This is a genomic window from Streptomyces sp. NPDC048751, assembly GCF_043198595.1.
Taxonomy (GTDB): Bacteria; Actinomycetota; Actinomycetes; order Streptomycetales; family Streptomycetaceae; genus Streptomyces.
Map to the genome: position 1 here is coordinate 170,147 of NZ_JBICUX010000016.1, position 22,723 is coordinate 192,869.

General features: G+C 72.6%; 19 protein-coding genes. 15 read left to right on the forward strand and 4 right to left on the reverse strand.

What is annotated here, in order from left to right; all coding sequences use genetic code 11:
* Window positions 1–40: 40 nt before the first annotated feature.
* On the reverse strand, window positions 41–1,546 hold the full coding sequence (locus ACGFNV_RS38570) for an FG-GAP repeat protein (protein WP_393629233.1): 1,506 nt from the start codon (window positions 1,544–1,546) through the stop codon (window positions 41–43).
* Between the two features lie 381 nt (window positions 1,547–1,927).
* Here ACGFNV_RS38570 and ACGFNV_RS38575 point away from each other — a divergent pair, with 381 nt between their 5' ends.
* The 7 genes from ACGFNV_RS38575 (at window position 1,928) to ACGFNV_RS38605 (ending at window position 7,884) form a co-directional block, all read left to right on the forward strand.
* On the forward strand, window positions 1,928–2,392 hold the full coding sequence (locus ACGFNV_RS38575; RefSeq protein WP_393629234.1) for a hypothetical protein: 465 nt from the start codon (window positions 1,928–1,930) through the stop codon (window positions 2,390–2,392).
* A gap of 188 nt (window positions 2,393–2,580) precedes the next feature.
* On the forward strand, window positions 2,581–4,014 hold the full coding sequence (locus ACGFNV_RS38580; RefSeq protein WP_393629236.1) for a sensor histidine kinase: 1,434 nt from the start codon (window positions 2,581–2,583) through the stop codon (window positions 4,012–4,014).
* On the forward strand, window positions 4,011–4,436 hold the full coding sequence (locus ACGFNV_RS38585; protein ID WP_133933291.1) for a roadblock/LC7 domain-containing protein: 426 nt from the start codon (window positions 4,011–4,013) through the stop codon (window positions 4,434–4,436). Before ACGFNV_RS38580 ends, ACGFNV_RS38585 begins: the two co-directional genes overlap by 4 nt.
* Window positions 4,433–4,795, forward strand: coding sequence for a DUF742 domain-containing protein (locus tag ACGFNV_RS38590; protein WP_393629238.1), 363 nt, complete (start codon window positions 4,433–4,435; stop codon window positions 4,793–4,795). Before ACGFNV_RS38585 ends, ACGFNV_RS38590 begins: the two co-directional genes overlap by 4 nt.
* Complete coding sequence (locus tag ACGFNV_RS38595) at window positions 4,767–5,411, forward strand: ATP/GTP-binding protein (RefSeq protein WP_393629240.1); 645 nt, start codon at window positions 4,767–4,769, stop codon at window positions 5,409–5,411. Before ACGFNV_RS38590 ends, ACGFNV_RS38595 begins: the two co-directional genes overlap by 29 nt.
* Window positions 5,408–6,661, forward strand: coding sequence for a cytochrome P450 (locus ACGFNV_RS38600; RefSeq protein ID WP_393629241.1), 1,254 nt, complete (start codon window positions 5,408–5,410; stop codon window positions 6,659–6,661). The genes ACGFNV_RS38595 and ACGFNV_RS38600 overlap by 4 nt, the downstream gene beginning before the upstream one ends.
* Entirely contained in the window at window positions 6,658–7,884 is a 1,227-nt protein-coding gene (locus ACGFNV_RS38605; protein ID WP_393629242.1) for a cytochrome P450, read from the forward strand. The genes ACGFNV_RS38600 and ACGFNV_RS38605 overlap by 4 nt, the downstream gene beginning before the upstream one ends.
* Window positions 7,885–8,032: 148 nt before the next feature.
* Here the strand turns inward: ACGFNV_RS38605 and ACGFNV_RS38610 are convergent, their stop codons facing one another.
* Window positions 8,033–9,541: a helix-turn-helix domain-containing protein gene (locus tag ACGFNV_RS38610; protein WP_393629244.1), complete on the reverse strand. Its 1,509-nt coding sequence runs from the start codon at window positions 9,539–9,541 to the stop codon at window positions 8,033–8,035.
* Between the two features lie 132 nt (window positions 9,542–9,673).
* Between ACGFNV_RS38610 and ACGFNV_RS38615 the strand changes: the two genes are divergently transcribed.
* Window positions 9,674–10,294, forward strand: a complete 621-nt coding sequence (locus ACGFNV_RS38615) for an L-threonylcarbamoyladenylate synthase (RefSeq protein WP_037679679.1) — start codon at window positions 9,674–9,676, stop codon at window positions 10,292–10,294.
* Window positions 10,295–10,413: 119 nt separating this feature from the next.
* Entirely contained in the window at window positions 10,414–11,169 is a 756-nt protein-coding gene (locus ACGFNV_RS38620) for a dienelactone hydrolase family protein (protein WP_393629246.1), read from the forward strand.
* Between the two features lie 356 nt (window positions 11,170–11,525).
* Here ACGFNV_RS38620 and ACGFNV_RS38625 read toward each other — a convergent pair whose 3' ends face one another.
* The gene (locus tag ACGFNV_RS38625) at window positions 11,526–12,452 is read right to left on the reverse strand and encodes an ADP-ribosylglycohydrolase family protein (RefSeq protein WP_393629248.1); all 927 of its coding nucleotides are present in this window, start codon (window positions 12,450–12,452) and stop codon (window positions 11,526–11,528) included.
* 268 nt (window positions 12,453–12,720) lie between these two features.
* Between ACGFNV_RS38625 and denD the strand changes: the two genes are divergently transcribed.
* From denD to ACGFNV_RS38645, 4 genes are all read left to right on the forward strand, one after another.
* A complete protein-coding gene (gene denD, locus ACGFNV_RS38630; protein WP_393629250.1) occupies window positions 12,721–13,731 on the forward strand; it encodes a D-erythronate dehydrogenase in 1,011 nt (336 codons plus the stop codon).
* 125 nt (window positions 13,732–13,856) lie between these two features.
* Complete coding sequence (locus tag ACGFNV_RS38635; protein ID WP_393629251.1) at window positions 13,857–15,362, forward strand: metallophosphoesterase family protein; 1,506 nt, start codon at window positions 13,857–13,859, stop codon at window positions 15,360–15,362.
* 118 nt (window positions 15,363–15,480) lie between these two features.
* Entirely contained in the window at window positions 15,481–16,518 is a 1,038-nt protein-coding gene (locus ACGFNV_RS38640) for an LLM class flavin-dependent oxidoreductase (protein WP_393629252.1), read from the forward strand.
* A complete protein-coding gene (locus ACGFNV_RS38645; RefSeq protein ID WP_393629254.1) occupies window positions 16,515–17,051 on the forward strand; it encodes a hypothetical protein in 537 nt (178 codons plus the stop codon). Before ACGFNV_RS38640 ends, ACGFNV_RS38645 begins: the two co-directional genes overlap by 4 nt.
* Before the next feature lie 26 nt (window positions 17,052–17,077).
* On the opposite strand, the gene ACGFNV_RS38650 is transcribed toward ACGFNV_RS38645, so the two are convergent.
* Window positions 17,078–18,052: a TauD/TfdA dioxygenase family protein gene (locus ACGFNV_RS38650; RefSeq protein ID WP_393629255.1), complete on the reverse strand. Its 975-nt coding sequence runs from the start codon at window positions 18,050–18,052 to the stop codon at window positions 17,078–17,080.
* 253 nt (window positions 18,053–18,305) lie between these two features.
* Here ACGFNV_RS38650 and ACGFNV_RS38655 point away from each other — a divergent pair, with 253 nt between their 5' ends.
* Together ACGFNV_RS38655 and ACGFNV_RS38660 are read left to right on the forward strand one after the other, a co-directional pair.
* Window positions 18,306–21,818, forward strand: a complete 3,513-nt coding sequence (locus tag ACGFNV_RS38655; protein WP_393629257.1) for a VWA domain-containing protein — start codon at window positions 18,306–18,308, stop codon at window positions 21,816–21,818.
* Window positions 21,819–21,891: 73 nt separating this feature from the next.
* Window positions 21,892–22,722: an aldo/keto reductase gene (locus ACGFNV_RS38660; RefSeq protein WP_393629258.1), complete on the forward strand. Its 831-nt coding sequence runs from the start codon at window positions 21,892–21,894 to the stop codon at window positions 22,720–22,722.
* Window position 22,723 lies beyond the last annotated feature (1 nt).

Sequence of the window (22,723 nt, forward strand, 5' to 3'; positions counted from 1 at the left end):
GTACCCGTCCCGCGCCGGGCCACACGGCGAATCCGCTACGTCACTCGTCGACGGCCGAGCCGTAGCGGGAGCCCACCACGGGTGCGCCCAGCGATCCGGCGCCATAGGACCACGAGCCGCTCGCCAGCAGGCCGGACGGGCCGGCGGGCAGGTACCAGGCCACTCCGTCGCCGGCGTTCTCGGCGGGCGCGGCGGCGACCAGCTCGGCACGGCCGTCACGGTCGGTGTCCACCAGCCGGACCTGCGCGCCCCAGGCGTCGCCGGCCTCGGCGGTGCCGGGGATGTTCGCGGTGTTCTGGTCGAAGTACTGGCTGCCTGTAGCCGTCAGGCCGGCGGCGGAGCCGCGCAGCAGCGTCACCGCGCCGGCGTCCGCCTCGGTGCCCACGTCCTTGCCGGGTGCGCCGACGGCCACGTCCGCGTAGCCGTCGCCGTTGACGTCGGCCACGGACACGTCGGCGCCCCACGCGTCACCGTGCCTCCCCGCTCCGGGAACGCCGGGGGTGTTCTGGTGCCACCACTGTTGCCGTCCGCCGTCCTCGCCCACGGGACCGTCCTCACCGCCGAAGTAGACCTCGACGATTCCGCCGGTCATGCCCTCGGCCTCCATGTCCACGCTGCTGTCCTGGCCGAGCACGAGGTCGTCGTAGCCGTCCTTGTCGATGTCGCCGGAGGCGGCGGAGATGCCGCCAGCCAGGTCACGGAGGTGGGTCAGGCTCGCGCCACCGGAGTAGACGGCCGACCATCCCTTGATGATGTCGTCCTGGGGGCTGAAGCCGGAGACGACGAGGTCCGCGAAGCCGTCCTTGTCGTAGTCGCCCGTGGTCAGGCCGGCGGGCTCGACGCGGTAGCCGTGCGGGTTCCGGGCCATGCCGAGGTGGGCCGTGCGGGTGAGCTTGCCCTGGCGCCAGGTGAAGACGTGGGCCCCGCTCTCGTCGAGTACGGCGATGTCGTCGTTGGGGGTCGCCGAGGAGAAGCGGGCCGCGGCGAGGGCCGCGCCGAAGCGGGCCCCGGAGGTGGGGGTGGGGGCGGTGAAGGAGCCGGCGCGGGTGCCCAGGCCCTGCGCGGAGCCGTAGAGGACGGTGACCCGGCCGGCGCCCGCCACGGTGCCCTCGGCCTCGCCGGGGGCGCCGATGATCGCGTCGTCGTAGCCGTCGCCGTCGATGTCACCGGAGGCGACCGCCTGTCCGAAGCCGTCCCAGGCCTCCGAGGTGCCGGGGACGCCGGGCGTGGACTGGCTGAAGACGGCGGTGTGGCCCTTGGGGGTGCTGGTGTTGGTGCCGATGCCGTTCGGCGCGCCGTACTGCACGGTGACGTATCCGGCGCCCTCCTTGCCGTCGACCCGGCCTTCCGGCGCGCCGATGAGGACGTCGGCGTAGCCGTCGCCGTTGAAGTCGTTGTTGCGGTCGGCGGCGCTGGTGCCGCCGGGGACGCCCGCGTACGAGGCCGGGGCGGCCAGCACGGCGGCTCCGGTCAGCAGCAGGAACGAGGCTGCCGTGACGGCGGCGGAGGCACCGGTGCGGCGGGTCGTGCGCGGTGTGCGGGACATGCTTGTTTCCCCCAGGGGTGACGTGTGGTCGTGGTGATGCGTGGTCGTGGTCGTGCCGGCGCGTGCGGTCGAGTACCGGCTTTGTTGCGGATCGGGCAGGTATCCGCCCGTTCTTTCACCGACGCCAGGTTCGACACGGGACGGCCCGGAGGAGTTGTGGTGTCCCGGAGGGCTGTGACGGGTCGGTGACAGCTGTTGCCGGAGGCGGACATTCAGCCCACGTCCTCTGCCACGTCGACGTCCTCTGCCACGCCCCCGCGTCGGGCTCCACTGGAAAACGCCAGGGGCGCCACCCCTTCCGCGCCGTGAGGACATCCAGAAGCATGCATATGCCGGATCGACCTGCCGGACGGGCCGAGCGGACGTCACACGGAGCCGGACATGAGCGATGAGGCGTGGACGCGTGGCGTGGAGTGGCTTGCCGCCGCCGCGCCGGATCCCCGGGCCTGCAAGCGGGACTGGGACCGGGGCGACGGCGTCGCGCTCCTCGAGGCCGGCCGGTACTGGGACGTCCTGAGCGTTCCCGAGCGGCTGGGTCTGCTCACACTGGATCTGCTGTGGCAGTCGTCGCCGCCCCTGCCGGGGCCGACGCTCGTCGACACCGCCGCCCGACGGGTGGGTTTCTTCCTGCCGCCCGACCCGGGCAGCGAGTGGGTCGGGGCGGGGCTGCGGCACGCCGGCAAGGGGGCGTGGGTCGCCACCCCTCCCCCGTACCGGCCCGGCCGGTTCCTGGAGTGGCTCGTCCCGCCCGACGGGAGCGGCGCGCTGTACCCGCCGAGCGGGCTCGAGGTCGCGCTGCGCCGGGCCAACGGCACGCTCGCCGTGCTGACGCCGTCGGGTGACTAGCACCAACTCTGCGCATCCACAGGGAAATTCAGACAGTTGACGCAGAAACGAAGAGAGGCAGATCACTTTCGGAACGAAGTATCACTCGACCGTGCGAGATCGATCAATGACGGTGTGTACTGTGCAGCAAACGCCCCACCCGAGGGTCTCGGACCCTGCCCTGCCCGACCTCTCATGGAACCGCTGCGATGATCGAATTACCGGACCTGGCCGTCGGTGGTCTCGCCGTCGGCACACTGTCCGCGCTCGCCCTCGGCGGTGGGTTGCTGCGCGCCCGGCGGCAGCGAGCCAGACAGCGCACCGAGATCACCGCCTTGCGCGCACAGGTCGACGGGTTGATCCAGGCGTTCACGGCCGAGGTCGACCACCTCGCGCAGAAGCGCGTGCCGGCCGCCGCCCGTCAACTGGCGCACCCGCACCTGGGGGTGCCGGGCCCGCTCCGGCCGCAGACCACCGGAACGTACCTGGGCGCCGCCCTCGACGGCGTGCTGAGCGGGCTGCATGCCGAACTCCTCGCGCAGCGCACCCGCGTCGACGCGGCCGCGCAGGCCGGACTGCGTGGCGCCACCCGTGAGATCCAGGCGGCGCTGTACCGGCTCCAGGACGCCCTGAGGGGACTGCAACAGCGCTACGACGACCCCGAGCTGGCGCAGACGCTCTTCCAACTGGACCACGAGAACGAGCAGTCGCTGCGGCGCGCACAGGTGACCGCCGTGGTGTGCGGGGCCTGGGTGGGGCTCGCCCGTGAGGAGTCCCACCTGGTCGACGCGGTGACCGGCGGTCAGGCCCGGCTCGCGGGGTACCACCGGGTGAAGGTGCACAACCATCTGGAGCCGGGCACGGCCCTGGTCTCGCACGCCGTCGAACCGGTCGCCATCATCGTCGCCGAGCTCCTGGACAACGCCCTCAGGCACTCCGCTCCGGACACCGAGGTCGTGGTCGGTCTCGAACACGTCCACCACGGCGTCTGCGTCACCATCGACGACGCCGGCCTGGGCATGACGCAGGACGAACGGGCCCGGGCCCAGCGCCTGGTGGCCGGCAACGACCCGATCCTGCTGACCGAGCTCGGCGACCCGCCGCGCATGGGGCTGGCCGCGATCGGCCGGCTGACCCGGCAGTTCGACCTGAGCGTGGACGTCTCCTCGCCCTCCCCGTACGGCGGGGTGCGGGCGGTCCTGCGCGTCGACAGCCACCTGCTCAGCCGTCTCGACCCCGCCGAGAAGCCGCCCGCGGCCAGCGCACCGCGCACGACCCGCCGCGCCGTGCCGGACGGCCCGGGCGGGCCGTCGGCGCCGTCATCGTCCGCCCACGCCTACGGCGGCGAACACGACGACGCCACCGCTCCGGCCGCGCCGGGGCACCACGATCCGGGGGACACCGGTGGTCTGCCTCAGCGGCGCCGCCGCAGCCGGGTGACCGCCCAGGAGGCGCCCGCGCCGGCGCGTACGGCACGTCCGGCACGGCGGCCCGAGGAGGCCGCGGCCGCGCTCGGCGCATTGCAGTCCGGTACCGCGGCGGCCCGCGCCGCGGCCGAGGGGGGCACCGACGGGTGGCCCGAAGAGACCGAAAAGACCCAAGAGACCGAAGAGACCGACCACGAAGGGGGAGCGGCCCGATGACCAGCCGCGACATGAGCGACACGGCCTGGGTGCTGGAACCGATTCTTCAGGTGCCGCACGTCGTGGCCGCCGTCCTGCTGACCAAGGACGGGCTCGTGACGGGGTACACCGACGCGCTGACGCAGCCGTCGGCCGAGCGGGTCGCCGCGATCACCAGCACCGTCCAGGGGGCGTGCCGCACGGCGGCCGCCGCGTTCGCCGACCGGGACCGGGCGGAGGTGCGGCAGGTCGTCATCGAGTCGGACCACGGATACGTGCTGATCGTGCCGACCGACCACGGCACCTGTGTGGCCGCGTACGGGGACGGCGAGGTGCGCCTGGACCTGCTGGCGCACCGGGTGCACTCGCAGGTGGCACGGCTGGGCGAGAAGGCGATGGCCGCCGCGCCACGAGAGGCCGACGGCGACGACACTCCGGCATGACCGGCCGCCCGGGCGGCCGTCCGCTGGTCCCCGCGTACCTGTCGACCGGGGGTGTGGCCCGGCACCGCGGGGTGCGGCTGGACCGGCTCTCGGTGCTGAACCGCAGCGAGGCGGACGTGCCCGCGGGGCTGCCTGCCGCCCAGCTCGCCCTGCTGGACGCGCTGGACGGCGGTTCGCTGACGGTCGTGGAGGCGGCGGCGCTGTTGCGGCTGCCGGTCTCCGCGGTGCGTGTGCTCGCCGCCGACCTCGTCGACCAGGACCTCGTCCTCGCCCGTGCGCCGATCCCGCCCGCCGCACGGTTCGACCCCGACCTGCTGAAGAGAGTGGCCGATGGCCTCCGCGCCCTCAAGCGTTCCTGACGCCGGCGTGCCCGGCGCCCCGGGCGCCCTGCACCTGCCCGACACCGCCCGCGACCTCGTCAAGATCCTCGTCACGGGTCCCTTCGGGGTGGGCAAGACGACCCTGATCGACTCGGTGTCCGAGATCCGGCCGCTGCACACCGAGGAGCGGCTCACCGAGGCGTCCGCTCGGGTGGACGACCTCGAGGGGCTGCGCGACAAGACGACGACCACCGTCGCCATCGACTTCGGCCGGATCAGCCTGCCCGGCGGGATCGTGCTGTACCTGTTCGGGACGCCCGGGCAGGAACGGTTCCGGTCGCTGTGGGACGACATCGCCTACGGGGCGCTCGGCGCGCTCGTGCTGGTGGACAGCCGACGCGTCGACGCGTCGTTCGACGTGCTGGGTCTGGTGGAGGAGAGCGGGCTGCCGTACGCGGTCGCCTTCAACGTCTTCCCGGACGCGCCGCGCCACTACAGCGAGGAGCAGTTGCGCCGCGCGCTGGACCTGGAGGCGGGAACGCCGATGGTGGCCTGCGACGCGCGGGAGCGCGACTCGTCCGTCGACGCGCTGCTCGCCCTGGTCCAGCACCTGATCGAGCGCGCCCCCGACCGCGACTTCCCGGAGAGCCGGTGACCATCCCTCCCCCCGCGACCCCGTCCCCCGCCCAGGAGGCCTTCTCCCGCTCGGTGCCCGTACGGCTGTGGGAGGACGGCTTCGCGCTCGACCCGCACCGCTACTACGCCGCGCTGCGCGCCCAGGGCCCGATCGGCTGGGCGGAGTTGGCGCCGGGCGTGCCGGCGTACGTCGTCACGGACCGGCGGGCCGCCCTCGACCTGCTGCACGACACCGAGACGTTCTCGCACGACCCGCGGCCGTGGGAGGCGACCGTCGCCGACGACGCGCCGATCCTCGGCATGATGCGCTGGCGGCCCAACGCCCTGTTCTCCGACGGCGCGGCCCACGTCCGCTACCGCACCACCCTCATCGACGTCTTCGACCTGGTCGAGCCGCACGACCTGCGGGCCCGTGTGCACCGTGCGGTCAACCTGCTGGTCGGCCGGGTCGGGCCGAGGGGCGAGGCCGATCTGGTGGGCGATTTCGCGCGGCCGCTCATGGCGCTGGTGTTCAACGACCTGTTCGGGATGCCGGACAGCGACGGTGACCGGCTCAACGAGGGCCTGGGCAAGATGATGGAGGGTGGTCCGCAGGCCGCCGAGGGCGAGGCGCAGTACGCGGGATACGTGCTGGACCTGATCGCCGCCAAGGCCGAACGGCCCGGCGACGACCTGCCGAGCCGCCTCCTCGACCATCCCGCGGGGCTCACCCCGGAGGAGGTCACCTGGCAGGTGTTCCTCACCCTCGGCGCCGGGTACGAGCCGACCGCGAACCTGCTGTCGAACGCCCTGTCGCGCATCCTGGGCAACCCCGCCTTCTACTCCACCCTCACCAGCGGCGCCCGGCCGGTCATGGACGCGGTGGTGGAGGTGCTGCACCACGAGACGCCGCTGGCGAACTACGGCATCTACTACGCCCGCAGGCCCGTCGCCTTCCACGACGTGTGGATCCGGGACGCGGTGCCGGTGGTCGTCTCCTACGGCGCGCTCGGCCACTTCGCCGAGCAGGAGCACGGCGCGGCCCGGCACCCGGGCGACGCCTCGCACCTGTCCTGGGGCGCGGGCCCGCACGCCTGCCCGGTGCGGCAGCACACGCTGCTCATCGTCACCGAGGCCGTCGAGCGGCTCACCCAGTGGCTGCCCGACCTGGAGCCCGTACTGCCCCGTGACCGCCTGAGCTGGCGGCCCGGTCCGTTCCACCGCTCGCTCACGGCGCTGCCCGTGCGTTTCCGCCCCCGCACCCCCGACCAGCCAGGAGAACCCACGTGACCGTGACCGACCGCATCGCGCTCGACCCGTTCGGCGCCGACATACCCGCCGAGAGCGCCCGGCTGCGCGCCCTCGGTCCGATCGTGCCCGTCGAGCTGCCCGGCGGCATCCCCGCCTGGGCGCCCACCGGCTACGACACCCTCAAGGAACTGATCCTCGACCCGCGGGTCAGCAAGGACCCGCGGCTGCACTGGAACCTGTGGTCGCAGGTCGGCCAACACCCGTCCTGGGGCTGGATCCTGGGCTGGGTGGGTGTGGTCAACATGCTGTCGACGTACGGCCCCGACCACACCCGGCTGCGCAAGCTGGTCGCGCCGAGCTTCACGGCGCGCCGCACCGAGGCGCTGCGGCCGCGGGTGGAGGCGGTCACGAAGGAGCTGCTCGACGCGCTGGACGCCTCCGGCGACCAGGTGGTGGACCTGCGGGAGGGGTTCGCGCATCCGCTGCCCCTGCGGATCATCTGCGAACTGTTCGGGGTGCCCGAGGAGTTGCGGGAGGCGACGGGCCGGCTCATCGCGGCCATCATGGACACCTCCGACCCGAGCCCGGAGCACGCCGCGTTCGTGCAGGAGCAGATCGGCACCGTCCTCGGCGCGCTCATCGCCCACAAGAGCGAGCATCCCGGCGACGACATGACGACCGAGCTGATCCGGGTGCGCGACGAGGACGGCGACCGGCTCAGCTCCGAGGAGCTGCTGTACACGCTGCTGCTGGTCATCGGGGCCGGCTTCGAGACGACCGTCAACCTGATCGGCAACGCGGTGGTGGCGCTGCTGCGGCACCCGGAGCAGCTGGCGGCCGTGCGCGCCGGGGAGATCGGCTGGGACGCGGTCGTCGACGAGACGCTGCGCGTGCACCCCTCCATCGCCTCGCTGCCGCTGCGGTTCGCCGTCAGTGAGCTCACCGTGGGCGGCGTCACGATCCCGGCCGGGGACGCGATCATCACGACGTTCGCGGCCGCCGGTCTGGACCCGGCGCACTACGGACCGGACGCGGACACCTTCGACGCCACCCGCGGTGCCGACGACCATCTGGCCTTCGGAATCGGCGTCCACCGCTGCATCGGCGCCCCGCTGGCCCGCGTCGAGGCCCTGACCGCCCTGCCCGCCCTCTTCGACCGCTTCCCCGCACTCGAACTCGCCGTCGACGGGCGGGAGCTGCGGCAGGTCCCGTCGTTCATCGCGTTCGGCTGGCAGGAGGTGCCGGTCCGGCTGAAGGGCTGAGGACCCCTGAGACGCGGGGGCGCCGACCGGTCCCCCGTTCCGGTCGTGCCCCCGCTGTGCGACGAACTTACGTGGGGGGCGCTCCGCTTGTGAATCGCGTCAGTGCCCGCTCACGGCCCCGCAGGACTCACCCGTGCACAGGCGAGTCCTAATGGCCCGTTTTGGCCAGGTGCAGTTCGGGGCGTTCGAGGTCTCCCGTGGCCAGATGGGCGAGCACGACCTCGTACAGGTCGCTGCCGGCGGCCAGGAGCTGGCGTTCGAGGACGGGTTCGGCGCCGCGGACGTGTTCGCGCACGGTCTGGGCGTGGACGCCTAGCTGCTGGGCCGCACGCTCGGCGTTGCCCCCGGCGGCGATCCAGGCGCGCAGGGTGCGGCGCAGGTCGCGCGCGTCGGCGTCGAGGCGGCCCAGGAGGGCGTGGGCCCAGGTGCCCAGCGCGGGCCCGGCGAGCAGTTCCTCGAACGGGACGGCGGCCGACCCGTCCCCGCTGTCGGTCGTCTGCTCCGTGAGGCCGTCCTGGGTGTTCAGTGCGAGGTGGACGGCGGCACGGACGGTGAGGTCGGAGAAGTCCGTGCGCAGCAGGGTCTCCACGCGTTCCATGCGGGCGCGCACGGTGTTGCGGCTGACGCCCAGGATCTTGGCGGCGCTGACAGCGGTGAACTCCAGGCCGAGGCGGGTTGTGGCGAGCAGTTCGGCGCGGGTGTGGTGCGGGAGGGTGTCGAGCGGGCGCAGCAGTCGGGTGGTCCAGGTGCGCAGCGCCTCCGGGTCCATCAGGCGCTCGGGGTGGGTGCGTTCGGCGTACACGGCCGCCTTGCCGGGGCGGAAGCGGGCGACGGCGAGGGCGCTGACGGCCTGTCCGTAGGCGGTGGCCGTCTGGGCGAGGGCCTGCCGGGTGCTGCCGCCGAGGAAGGTGTGGGGGGTGCGGTCGAGCAGGGTGCGCAGTTCCGCGGCGGCGGTGTCGCGGGGCGTCACGACGATCACGTGCCCGTCCACGGCCGGGCACCGCACGACCAGGGCCTGCTCGGCGGTGACGTCGATGCAGTCCTCGGCGAGCCGGTCGCGTTCCTCCGGGCGGCTCTCGACGACGTAGACGCAGGCCGTCTCGGTGTCGAGCAGGCCCGGCCACAGTCCGGCGGCGACGCGGCGGGCGGCGACGGTGTCCTCGACCATGAGCAGTTGCAGGATCGCCAGGCGCAGGTCCGAGGTGGCCCGTTGCAGGCGGCGTCCGGTGGCGGTCGTCTCACGCGCCCGCAGCAGGATCTCGAGGACCGCGGCGGTGTGCGTGACGATGTCGGAGTCGCGCCGGTCGAACGGGGCCGGACGCGCGACGACGAGCACGCCCGCCGACGCGGGGTGCGGGAGCGCGACCCGGACCAGGCGCAGGTGCCGTCCCCCGCCCTCCCAGGCGGCGGAGGCGATCCGGCCGGTGACGATGTCGGCGGCCAGGTGGTCGGCCGGTGGGGGCTGCGGCCCGGCGAGGAGGGCGCCGGTGTCGTCCTGGAGGGACGCGGTCGCCCCCAGGGTGTCGGCGAGCCAGTCGACGACCTTGCGGATGTCGCGGCCCGCGGGGCGCAGATGGTCGAGGAGTTCCTCCGCCCACACCGCGTCCCCTCCCGGGGGCGCGTCCGTACGGCGGTACCGTCCGTCCCGGCCAGCCATCTCGGCCTTCTCCTCGTCCTAGCGTCAGCCTTGTGCACCCCCCGTTCGGGGACGTTACCTCACGCCGGTGTGAGGGCGGCCACCACGACCGGGCGCCTCCGCGCTGGGCCGGGGACGGCATAAGCTCGACAGATGGCCAAGTACTACGACGTGCACCCCGACAACCCGCAGCCGCGGACCATCTCCCAGGTGGCCGACAGTGTCCGCTCGGGGGCACTCATCGCGTATCCGACGGACTCCTGCTACGCCCTGGGGTGCCGGCTGGGCAGCCGTGACGGCATCGACCGCATCCGGACGATCCGGCAGCTGGACCACCGCCACCACTTCACGCTCGTGTGCCAGGACTTCGCGCAGCTGGGCCAGTTCGTGCACGTGGACAACGACGTCTTCCGCGCGATCAAGGCCTCGACGCCCGGGAGTTACACCTTCATCCTGCCCGCGACGAAGGAGGTGCCGCGCATGCTCCAGCATCCCAAGAAGAAGACGGTCGGCGTGCGCATCCCGGACCACGTCGTCACGCAGGCGCTGCTCGCCGAGCTCGGTGAGCCGCTGCTGTCGAGCACCCTGCTCATGCCCGGCGAGGAGGAGCCGATGACCCAGGGCTGGGAGATCAAGGACCTGCTCGACCACGCGGTGGACGGCGTGGTCGACTCCGGGGACTGCGGCACCGAGCCGACGACGGTCATCGACTTCTCCGGGGGCGAGGCGGAGATCGTCCGGCGGGGGGCCGGGGACACCTCGCGGTTCGAGTAAAGGGAAGGTTTGCACGTCGGGGGCGCTCCCGGACGGTTGGATGGTGCGTGCAACGATGGCCACGGCCCGGCTGCCGGGCTGCTCGACTGCTCGCCGTGAACCGCTCAGAGAGGCACCCCATGACCTCCGTGGAGGGAACCGCCGTGGACATCCCCACCGAGGACGGCGTCGCGGACGCCTACCTCGCCCATCCCGGTGACGGGTCGCCCCACCCAGGAGTGCTGCTGTACCAGGACGCGTTCGGGCTGCGCCCGCATCTGCGGGCGATGGCCGACCGGCTGGCCGGGGCCGGTTACACCGTGCTGGTGCCCAATGTGTTCTACCGCCACGGGCGCGCCCCGGTCGTGGACCTGCCCGAGTTCATCGACCCCTCCGGCCGTCCCGAGATCTTCGAGAAACTCGGCCCGCTCATGCAGTCCCTGACCAACGAGCTCGCCCTGCGGGACGCGGACGCGTATCTGCGGTGGCTCGCCGACAGCCCGCTCGTCGCGGACGGCCCGGTGGCGCTGACCGGGTACTGCATGGGCGCCCGGCTGTCCCTGCTCACCGCGGGCACGTACCCCGAGCGGGTCGCGGCCGCGGCCGGGTTCCACGGCGGGCGGCTCGCGACGGACGGGCCCGACAGTCCGCACCTGGTCGCCGAGCACGTCACCGCGGAGCTGTACTTCGGCCACGCCGACGCCGACCCCTCCCTGCCGCCCGAGCAGATGGATCGCCTGGAGAGCGCGCTGACCGCGGCCGGCGTCCGCCACCGGTGCGAGGTCTACCCCGGCGCCCCGCACGGCTTCACCCAGGCCGACACCGCCTCGTACCAACAGGAGGGCGACGAGCGGCACTGGGCGGCGCTGCTGGACCTTCTCAAGCGCACGTTCTGATCACCGGGAGGCGCCTGGGGCAGACCGCCGCGGGCGCCTCTTCGGCGCGCGGGCGGAGCGGCGCCGGGGGGAACCGGAGCGCCTGCGGACGTCCGGCCGCCCGCAGCGTCTCCGACAGGCGGAGGGCGTGGGGCGGGCTTTCCCTCGGGAGGGAGCAGACGCCGTAGCCTCGGCGAAAGCGGTCGGGATGGCCCAGGAACCGCTCCCGCCAGTGGGCGTCGTACAACCCCGCTGTTTCGAGCGTCGGGCCCGGACGCGGCGCGAGCCGTTCCGGCCCCGGGCCGGTGCGCCGGCGTCGAGGTCCGCGACCGGCAGTTCGGGGTGCGGCCGTCATGACCTCATGGCAGGCCGCGTTCTCAGGCACGCTCCGCCGCGCGGGCGTCCCAGCCGCTCCAGGCGGGGATGTCCTCGCGGGCCTGCCGCCAGGCGGCGGGGAAGTCGGCCGTGCCGGTGCGGGCGGCGACCGCGCCTCCGGCGATGGCGCAGGTCGTGTCGCGGTCGCCCCAGCCGGCGACGGTCTGCCACAGCGCCTCGGACAGGTCGTCCAGGTGCCCGGCGGCGGACCACAGGGCGAACGGCACCGTGTCCTGCGCCGAGATCAGCGTTCCCGAGCCCAGTACGGACGCCGCGTGGCGCACCGAGGTGCGTTCGGGGAAGGTGGCGGCCACCAGCAGTCTTGAGCGGACGTCGCTCTGGGGTATGTATGAGGCGACCTGGCGGAGGAAGTCGGGGCGGTCAGGGGCCCCTTGACCGTCGCCGGCGGCCGCGAGTGCCGCGGCGACCGCCACGGCCACGGCGCCCGCAACGGCCTCCGGGTGGGCGTGGGTGGTCAGCGCCGACAGCCGGGCCTGCTCACCCGCGGCCGCCGGATCGTCCCGGAACCAGGCCCCCAGCGGGGCGACCCGCATCGCGGCACCGTTGCCGTGCGAGCCCTGTCCGCCGAACTGTCCCGTGGTGACGGTCCGCCAGTGCTCGCCCTCCCCGATGCGCCGCAGCACACGGTGCATCGACGGACCGTACTGGCGCCCCGGGTCGCGGTCGTACTCGGCGGCGAACTCCCGTGCCAGGTCGTCCGGTCGGACCTCGCCGTGCGCCGTCAGATGGGCGAACAGGACGAACGCCATGGCCGAGTCGTCCGTCCACGGCCACGGCGCGGGGCGCGGTTCGCGCGCGGCCCACAGTTCCTCGACGGGCTCGCTGGAGAGGGTGAACCAGCCGTCACCGAAGGCGTCGCCCATGACGAGCCCGTCGAGGGCGGCGTGGGCGTGCTGCGGACCACTCATGGCAGGGCTCCTCCAACTGATCGTTCCTGACGGCATTCTCGCGTGGTGGAGAGCTCGTTCGAAGCAGACCGGGGCCGCGGACGGGGAGGGACACGACAGAACCGGTGTCGACAGCCGACAGCCGAGTGCTGGACGTTTGGCGGATGTGCCGGCGTGGGTAGCCTCGGCGTCGCTGTCCGGACGGGACACCGACCGGTGGGGAGTGACCGGATGCCATGGCGGCTGGGCGGTGCCACGGCCCCCGGGCGTGCAGGCGAGGAGAAGACGCGTGAGGGTCGTCATCACAGGTGCGTTCGGCTTCCTGGGCAGTCGGCTGACCGGCACACTGCTGCGGACGAGGACGTTTCGTGGCGCACCGATCACACGGCTTGTGCTCGCCGACCGCGTCGTGCGGCCCGACTCCCCAGCAGCGAGAGACCCGCTGGTGGACATCGTGCACGGCGACCTGACCGACCGCCTCGACGACGTGTTCGCCGAGCCGGTCGATGTGCTGTTCCATCTCGCCGCCGCGGTGTCCGCCGAGTGCGAGGCCGACTTCGACCTCGGCATGCGCGCCAATGTGGACACCACCCGCGCCCTGCTCGACGCGGCCCGGGCCCAGTCGGCCGCCGGCGGGCCGATGTCGCGGGTGCTGTTCGCCAGCAGTCTCGCCGTCTACGGTTCGAGCCCCGAGCTGCCCCTGCCCGCGGTGGTCAGCGAGTCGTCCCTGCCCATGCCGCAGTCGAGTTACGGAACACAGAAGCTCATCTGCGAGCACCTCGTCGCGGACCACACGCGCCGCGGCTTTCTCGACGGCCGCGTCGCCCGCCTGATGACCGTCGCGGTGCGGCCGGGCCGGCCGAACGCGGCCGCCTCCGGCTTCCTGTCCGGCATCGTCCGGGAGCCGCTCGCAGGGCTCCCGGCGATCTGCCCGGTCCGGTCCGACCTGCGGGTGGCCCTGGCGTCACCGGGACGCACCGTCAAGGGACTCCTCCGCGTCGCGGAGGCCGAGCGCGGCGTCGGGCCGGGGCGGCTCGAAGGGCGGCTGCCGGTCAACCTGCCCGCGCTCACGGTCTCGGTCGCCGAGATGCTCGCTACGCTGCGCCAAGTTGCCGGCGACGCCGTCGCCGACCTGGTGACCATCTCGCCCGATCCTGCCGTCGAGGCGATCGTGGCCTCGTGGCCCGCCGTCTTCGACAACAGACGCGCCGCCGCACTCGGGCTGGAGCCCGACCCGAGCTTTCTGTCCCTCGTGCGGGACTACCTCTCCGATCATCCCGACGCGGTCCCGAGGCGATGAACTTCGGGCCGGGAGGTTCGGGGTGCCCCTGGGACAGGACCACGGGGGCATGGTCAACTCGCTCCCCGGGCAGGCGAATGGACCCCCCTCCCGGCCCCTGAGCAGGTCGTTGCTACGGTGCCCCGGTGTCTGACTCCTCACGCGATACCGCCGAAGGCGCCGGCTGGGGCACCCTCGAACGCGGCGAGTACAAGAAGCTCATGCCGCCCAGGGTCGAGAAGCTCTCCTGGCTGAACCCCAGGACGCTGTGGGCCGCCCGCAACGGAGTGGTGGCCTCCTGGTTCGGGGACCCCACGGGCCGTACCCGGAGCCGTTGGGTGGCGCAGCGACAGGCCGCGGGGGCGCCCGCCGACAAGGTGATCCGGCGCGACTCCGAGGACAGCTTCTCCTTCATGGTGATCGGTGACACCGGGGAGGGCGACGACTCCCAGTACGCCGTCGTACCGGGGTTCCTGAAGGTCGGTCAAGGCACGGACTTCGCCGTCCTCGCGAGCGACGTGATCTATCCCGTGGGCAGCGCCGACGACTACGGCACGAAGTTCTTCCAGCCGTACCAGGACTATCCGGCCCCCATCTACGCGATACCCGGCAACCACGACTGGTACGAGGACCTCGGCGCGTTCATGCGCGTCTTCTGCGACGACGCCCCGCCCCTCGCCCCCGAGCCCGGGCCCCGGCCCCTCACCCGGGCCTGGCTGCGGTCGCTGCTGTGGCACCGGCCCCGCGCGACGGACGGGCAACACCTCGACGAGGCACGGCAGTTGCGGTCGGCGCCGGATCAACGGGCCGTCCAGCCGGGGCCGTACTGGGCGATCGACGCCGGGCCCGTGCGGATCATCGGCATCGACACCGGCCTGCTGGGCACCCTCGACGCCGAACAGGGCGCGTGGCTGCGCGAGGTGTCCCAGGGTCCCCGCCCGAAGGTGCTGGTCACCGGCTCACCCCTGTACGTGGACGGCGAGCACCACCCCTGCCCGATCGACGGCGGCGGCACGGTCGACGAGATCGTCCGCGACCCGGAGCACCACTACGTCGCGGCGATCGGCGGCGACATCCACAACTACCAGCGCTACCCGGTGCGGTTGGACGACGGGCGCACGTTCCAGTACGTGGTCTCGGGCGGCGGCGGTGCCTTCATGCACGCCACGCACATCATCCCCCGCGTCGACATCGCGGGCGTCACCGAGCAGGACTTCCGCTGCTATCCGCTGCGCGGCGACTCCCTCGCCTTCTACAGCGGGCTGTACGGGCGACGCCTGCGCCTGCGCCGCTTCTTCACGCTCACCGAGGCGGAGGCCACGGCCGTGATCGCGGAGCGCCTCGGCATCACGCCGGCCCGTGCTCCGGGCCCGGACGCCCGGGTCACCTGGCGGACCCGGCTGGTGGCCAGTCTGCTGGGCGCCGGGGGCCGCCCCGACCGCACCTCGCGGTTCCGGCTGCCGGTGCGCAAGATCTACACCTCGCTGTTCTCGCCGGGCTCGGCGACCTACAGCCCGCCCTTCTTCAAGAGCTTCCTGCGCCTCGACGTCACCCCGGAGGCGATCCGGCTGCGCTGTTTCGCGGCGACGGGCAACCGTGCGCAGGAGCTCCACCCGCCGGTGGAGGACGAGGTCGTCATCCCGCTGACCTGAGCCCACCTGCGACAATCGAACGCAGCAGCGCCGGACGGCCGTCCGTGCCCGTGAACCATCTGTGCCGAGAAGGATCTGCGCCGAGAAAGATCTGCGCCGTGAACGATGGAGGAAGCCCGTGCCGACGACCTCACGCCCGCTGCGGAAGCTGGGCTTCCTGACCATCGGCCTTTTCGACGCCGACGACCCGCGCCGGGGCCACGAGACCACGCTGGAGATCATCGAGCTGGGCGAACGGCTCGGCTTCGACAGCGCCTGGGTGCGCCACCGCCATCTGCAGTACGGCATCTCCTCCCCCGTCGCCGTCCTGGCGGCCGCCTCGCAGCGCACCCGGCGCATCGAGCTGGGCACCGCGGTGATCCCGCTGGGCTGGGAGAACCCGCTGCGTCTCGCGGAGGACCTGGCGACGGTCGACATCCTGTCCGGCGGGCGGCTCAATCCGGGGGTCAGTGTCGGTCCGCCGATGCACTACGACCAGGTGAAGGACGCGCTGTACCCGGACACGGGCGACGCCGAGGACTTCGGCTACGAGCGGGTGCGGCGGCTGCTGGACTTCGTGCGGGGCAAGTCCGCGACCGACTTCAGCGGGGTCGAGGGGTTCGAGGTGTTCTCCGACCGGGTGCAGCCGCAGTCTCCCGGGCTCGGCCGCCGTCTCTGGTACGGCGGGGGCAGCCTGAGCTCCGCCACGTGGGCCGGGGAACACGGCATGAACTTCCTCACCAGCAGCGTCGTCAAGGCCGAAGGCCCGGACGACACACGGGACTTCGCGCAGATCCAGCTCTCCCACGTCCGCGCCTTCCGCGCCGCCCACCCGGACGGCGAGGCCGCGCGTGTCTCCCAGGGCCTCGTCGTCATCCCCACCGACTCCGCCTCGCCCGAACAGCGCGCGAAGTACGAGGAGTTCGTCGCCAAGCGGCTGCCGCGCACCGCGTCCCCGCAGGGCCCGGCCCGGCTGCTGTTCGCGCCGGATCTGGTCGGCACGTCGGAGGAGATCGCCGAGCAGCTGTACGCGCACGCCGCGTTCCGCGAGATCGACGAGGTGGCCTTCGCGCTGCCGTTCACCTTCGAGCACGAGGACTACGTGCAGATCCTCACCGACATGGCGACGCGGCTGGGCCCGGCGCTGGGCTGGAAGGCCGGGGGAACGGACCGATGACGACGTCCGACCGGCAGGGCTGGAGTTTCGACTCCGCGCGTGTGCCCGCGTCCTTCACCGCGTGCGAAGAGACCGACGCGCCGGGAGTGGAGCACGCGCTGACAGCGGACCGGGCCCTGTGCGGCATCCCAGAAGCACGGCTGACCGTGTACCGGCATCTGTTCACCCCGAGCCAGAAATCCGCCTGTGCACGTTGCGCGGAACTGGTTGCCGAGGCTCCCAGCGAGCCCGGAGTGCAGGAGCGCCTCCACGACCGGGTGCGCGGCGCGGCTGCCGGCCCCCTGCGCGAGGAGCTGCTCGCGGCGCTGCGGCAGGGAGCCGACGTCGGGCTCTGGATCAACGGACCGACCAGCACCCTGCTACGGCACTACGCGCAGCTCGACCGGATCGTCGAGGGCGGCGAACCGATCGAGGCGGTGGTGCGCGCGGACCGGCGCCTGGGACTGGCCCGAGTGGTCCACGGCACCCGCGAGTTCGTCGTGTTCATCCCGGAGGACGGCCGCCCGTTCGTGACCCGCGCGGAGCCTGCCTGACGCCGTCGGCGACGGGGACGCGGGCCTCACCAGCGGCCCGGCTCGGTCCCGGTGATCGGCTCCGACGGCTTGCCGTCCACGCCGATCGGTACGTCTCCGGCGAGCATCACCCGGTGCATGGTCCGCGGGAAGTCGAGGTGGGCGTTGTCGCTGGGGGCGAGGTGGATGGTGGCCCGGTTGTCCCAGAAGGCCACGCTGCCCGGTTCCCAGCGGAAGCGGACCGTGTACTCGGGGCGGACCGCCTGCTCCAGCAGCATGTCCAGCAGCGCCCGGCTCTCCGCGCGGGAGACGTCGGCGATCTGCTCGACGTAGTAGCCGTTGACGTACAGCACCCGCTCCCCCGTCTCGGGGTGCACGCGTACCAGCGGGTGCAGGGACGCGACCTGGTGGTCCAGCAGATGGCGCAGGTAGGCGTCGTCGCCGGGGCGCGGCTGGTAGCCGACGCCGAGCCGGTGCTCGGCCCGCAGGCCGTCGACGAACTCCCGTACCGGCGCGGAGAGTCCGGCGTACGCGGCGGCCAGGTTGGACCAGGTGGTGTCGCCGCCGTAGGGCGGGACGGTCTCGGCGCGCAGGATCGTCGCGGCGGGCGGGTCGACGCGGGCGCCGTGGTCGCAGTGCCAGCCGCGCAGCAGGGTGTGCCGGCGGCGCCGTAGCCACTCGTCGTGCTCCATGCCGAAGCGGCCGCCCAGCTCCAGGCGGTCGGCTGTGGTCTCGATCTCCGGGAAGTCCGGTGGTGAGGCGCTGCCTCGCTTGCGCAGCACGACCGGTCGGCCGAAGCGGCGCGCGAACGCCACGTGCCCCGCGTGGTCGAGCCGCTGTCCCCGGAAGAACACGACCTTCCAGCGCAGTACCGCCGCCCTGATCGCCGCGACCTGGGCGTCGTCGAGGCCGTCGGCCAGGTCGACGCCGGTGATCTCGGCGCCGATGTGCCCGGCGACCGGCCGCACCTCGATCCCCGCGGTCGGCTCCGTCGTCTCTCCCGTGCCCCGGTCCGTGGTCATGCGCGCTCCGATGATCGTCAGGTCGTGGTATCGGCTCCATGAAGATCGTGACAGCGATCGCCGGACGGGGCGACAGGGCCTCTCATAAGGGGGCGCAGAAGGGGGCTGTCCCGTCGAATCGGATCGAATCCGTCACGATTCCAGCTCAACGGCCCCCGGACCTGCCGGACTTGCTGCCTTGACGGCGACTCGGAGCTACGGTGTTTCCCCCAGGTCGCGGTCAAGTCATCGGAGGAAAGGCCCGGTTGATCAAGTGACAGACTTTCCTCCCACCGTGGTGATCCTCACGGCACTGCCCGTGGAGTACGCAGCCGTACGCGCGCACCTCACCGACGTGGTGCGGCGCGAGGACGACTACGGCACGGTCTTCGACTGCGGACGGCTCGCCGACACCGGACTCGTCGCCGCGGTGGCGCTGATCGGTGAGGGCAACGAGAACGCGGCCCTGATCACCGGGCAGGCCTACAACCTGTTCGGTCCCAGGGCGCTGCTCTTCGTCGGGGTCGCGGGCGCGCTCAGCGAGGATCTCGAGATCGGCGACGTCGTCGTCGCCACCCGCATCTACGCCTACCACGGCGCGAAGATGAACCCGGGCGCCTCCCTCGCTCGCCCCCGCGCCTGGGACGCCTCGTGGCGGCTGCTCCAGGCGGCGTACCGGGCGACCCACGAGCCGGACGTCACGGTCCACTACAAGCCGATAGCCGCCGGCGAGGTGGTGCTCAACGACCGGGCGTCGAACCTCTCGGAGCACCTGGAGAAGAACTACAACGACGCCGTCGCCATCGAGATGGAGAGCGCGGGGGTCGCCCGGGCGGCGCACGTCAGCGGCAGGCTGGACACCCTGACGATCCGCTGCATCAGCGACAAGGCCGACGGCCGCAAGCGGGAGGCCGACGCCAGGGGCACCCAGCGCCTCGCCGCCTCCCGCGCCGCGACGATCGCCGTCGCCGTCCTCAGGGAGTTCGCCAAGAGCGTGGTGACGCGGCAGCACACCGGGCACGACTACGACCGGGCGACATCCGCACAGCCGCGGGCCACGGAGGGCCCCTGGGCGACGGCCGCTCCGGTGAGCAGAGCGACGCAGGATCCGGGGGCACGGGATCCGGGAACAGCGGATCTGGGCGCAGCGGCGGGTCTGGGAGCACAGGATCTGGGAGCACTGGGTCCGGGAGCGACAGAGAGAACCGGGCCGGCGGCGGGCCACCCGACAGTGGAGATGCACGGGACGGGGGAAGGTCGCTGGGCACCGGGAACTCCCGGGACGACGGGGGTCGACGGGGTGCCGGGAATGCCCGGGACACCGGGACATCACGGACCGCTGGTAACGCCCGGTGCGGCGAGAGACCACGGGGCGCAGGAGGTTTCCGAGGCCACGAGAGAGCGGGGGGCGCCGGAAACACCCGACGCCGTCAGAGGCCAGGGGACGGTGGGAACACCCGACGCCGTCATAGGCCAGGGGACAGTGGGAACACCCGAGGCAACCAGAACCGACGGGGCACTCGAAGCACCCGACGCCACCAGAGCCGACGGGGCACCCGACGCCACCAGAGCCAATGGGGCGCTGGAAGCCCCCAGGGCGGCAGAAGGACCCAGACCTACGGGCGCTTCCGCTCCCGTCACCCACCCCCCGACGCCGGTCACCGCCCGCGCCCGCCGGTCCGGCCCCGTCCCACCAGTGCCCGCCGCCTTCTCGGACGGCCCCGCCACCGCACCGTCGACACCCGCCGGGGCTTCCTCGCCGACCACCGCCACGTCCGCACCCGGCGACGCATCCTCGTCGCCCACACCCGCCACTCGGCCCAACCCGCCCTCCCCAGGCGGCACCGCCTCAGGGACAGGACGCGCTCCAGTCGACGGCCGTGCCCCGCTGTCGCGCGGGCTGCGTGCCGCACGAAGACACCTCACGCCGCTGCGCGCCGCGGGGCTCGCCTGCGTGCTGATCCTGGGCGCGCTCGTCCCCGTGGTGTTCTCCGGCGACGACGGGTCGTCCTCCGACCCGGGAGCCGGCTCGAGCCTGCCGACGTGCCCCGTGGCCAAGGCCGACACCACGCTGCGCATCTCCGCCTCCATCGACCTGTCCAAGTCGCTCCGCAACGCCGCCGACGCCTACGGGGCCCGCCGCGCCCACGGCCGCTGTGTGAAGATCACCGTCAGCGGCGTCAACTCCGGTACCGGGATGCGCGCGCTGGCCAAGGGCTGGACCGAGGCCGACGGACCGGAGCCGCCCGACGTGTGGTCGCCCGCCGGGAGCGAGTGGCTGGAGCTGGCCCGCTCGAAGGCGAGCCCCCGGGCGCTGAAGCTGCTCCCGGAGACGGCCGAGCCGATCGTCACCAGCCCGCTGACGATCGCGATGCCCAAGACGATGGCGACGGCCCTCGGCTGGCCGGAGCAGCGGATCGGCTGGAAGGAGCTGGCGAAGTGGGCCAAGGACCCCGCTGACTTCTGGGCCGACCGCGGCGAGAAGCAGTGGGGCGCCCTGAAGCTGGGCAAGACGAACCCCCACTACTCCACCTCCGGCCTCAACGCGACCATCGGCGCCTTCTACGCCAACACCGGCACCAGCGCCGAACTGTCCGAGAAGGACATCGACTCCCCCGCCAACCAGGCGCTCGTCAAGACCATCGAGAAGTCGGTGGTCCACTACGGCGACACCACGCTGACGTTCCTCTCGAACCTGCGCGCGGCCGACGACTCGGGCGGTGAGGACGAGGTGGCGCGGTACATCTCCGCAGTCACCGTCGAGGAGAACGCGGTGGTGACCTACAACCAGGGCTACCCCTGCGGCGCGTACAGCGACGAGCCGGAGTGCGCGAAGACCCACAAGCCCAGGACCCCGCTCGTGTCGCTGTACCCCAAGGACAGCAACCCGGTCAGCGACCACCCCTACGTCACGCTCAACCGCCTGTCCCCGGCCAAGAAGACGGTGTCCGCGGACTTCCTCCGGCACCTGCACGACCGGGACGTGTACGAGAAGTACTTCGCGCCCTACGGGTACCGCACCCACGACCTGAAGCCGGGGGCGTCGATCACCGAGGAGAACGGGGCCCTGCCGGGCACCCGGCTCTCCGCCTACAACCCGCCGAAGGGCAAGGTCCTCGACCGGATCCAGCAGACGTGGTCCCGGCTGCGCCGCCCCGCCAACGTCCTGGTCGTCATCGACACCTCCCTGTCCATGGAGGACAAGGTGCCCGGCACCGGCAGGACCAAGATGCAGCTGCTGAAGGACGCCGAACCGGCCCTGTTCGGCGAGTTCGGCCCGGCCGACCGGGTCGGCCTGTGGAAGTTCTCCAACGCGGCGAACCTCGACGGCAAGCACCACTACCAGGAGCTGGTGCCCGTCGGCCCGATGAACGACCCGGCGCCGGGAGCCAACGGCGTCCCCCGCCGCGAGCAGCTCACCAAGGAGGTACGCGCTCTCGTCCCCAACGGCGCCACCGGGCTGTACGGCACCGTCGACGCGGCGGCGAAGGCGCTGCGCCAGGGCTTCGACCCGGACGCCATCAACGCGATCGTGCTGCTCACCGACGGGCGCAACGAGGGGGTGCCCGCCACGCCGACGCTGGAGGAGGTCCTCTCCCGCATCGGTGGCTCCGACGACCGGGTCCGGATCTTCACCATCGCCTACGGCTCCGACGCGGACGAGCAGGACGCGGGCGGCAGGACCGTGCTCGAGAAGATCGCCGCGGCGACCGGGGCACGCGCGTACGACGCGAAGAACCCGAAGGTCATCGGCCAGGTGCTGACCAGCGTGATCTCCAACTTCTGAGCTCTCGGTTTGATCGACCCGCACGGTGTCCCCGACGCTGGGTGTACGGATCGGTCGAAGGGAAGGCTTCACGGTGATCGACATCCCGGTGCACCAGCTCAACGACGACACGACACTCCCCGCGATCGGCCTCGGCACCTGGCCGATGGACGACGCGCAGGCCGAGGACGCGGTGGCGGAGGCCCTCGGCCTGGGCTACCGCCTGGTCGACACGGCGACGAACTACCGCAACGAGAGCGGTGTCGGCCGCGGCCTGGTCCGCAGCGGTGTCCCCCGCGAGGACGTCGTGGTGACCACGAAGCTCCCCGGCCGGCACCACGGACATGCGGAGACGCTCGCCTCGTTCGAGGAGTCGCGTGCCCGGCTCGGCGTGGAGTACGTGGACCTCTATCTGATCCACTGGCCGCTCCCCCGCGTCGACAAGTACGTCGACTCCTGGAAGGCCATGATCAAGCTCCGTGAGGACGGTCTGGTCCGTTCGATCGGCGTCTCCAACTTCACCGTCGCCCACCTCGAGCGTCTGGAGAAGGAGACCGGGGTTCTGCCCTCCGTCAACCAGATCGAGCTGCATCCGCACCATCCGCAGGACGAGCTGCGCGCCTTCCACGAGGCCAAGGGCATCCGTACCGAGAGCTACAGCCCGCTGGGCCGTGGCACCCGTCTGCTGGAGGACCCCGCCGTCGTCGCGACCGCGGAATCCCTCGGGGTCACGCCCGCCCAGGTCGTGCTGCGCTGGCACGTCCAGCTGGGAGCCGTACCGATCCCCAAGTCGGCGAGCCCCGAGCGGCAGCGCACCAACCTCGACGTCTTCGGTTTCTCCCTCGGCCCCGCCCAGATGCGGACGGTGTCGGAGCGGGCGCACCGGCGCATCGGCGGGGACCCCGAGACGCACGAGGAGTTCTGAG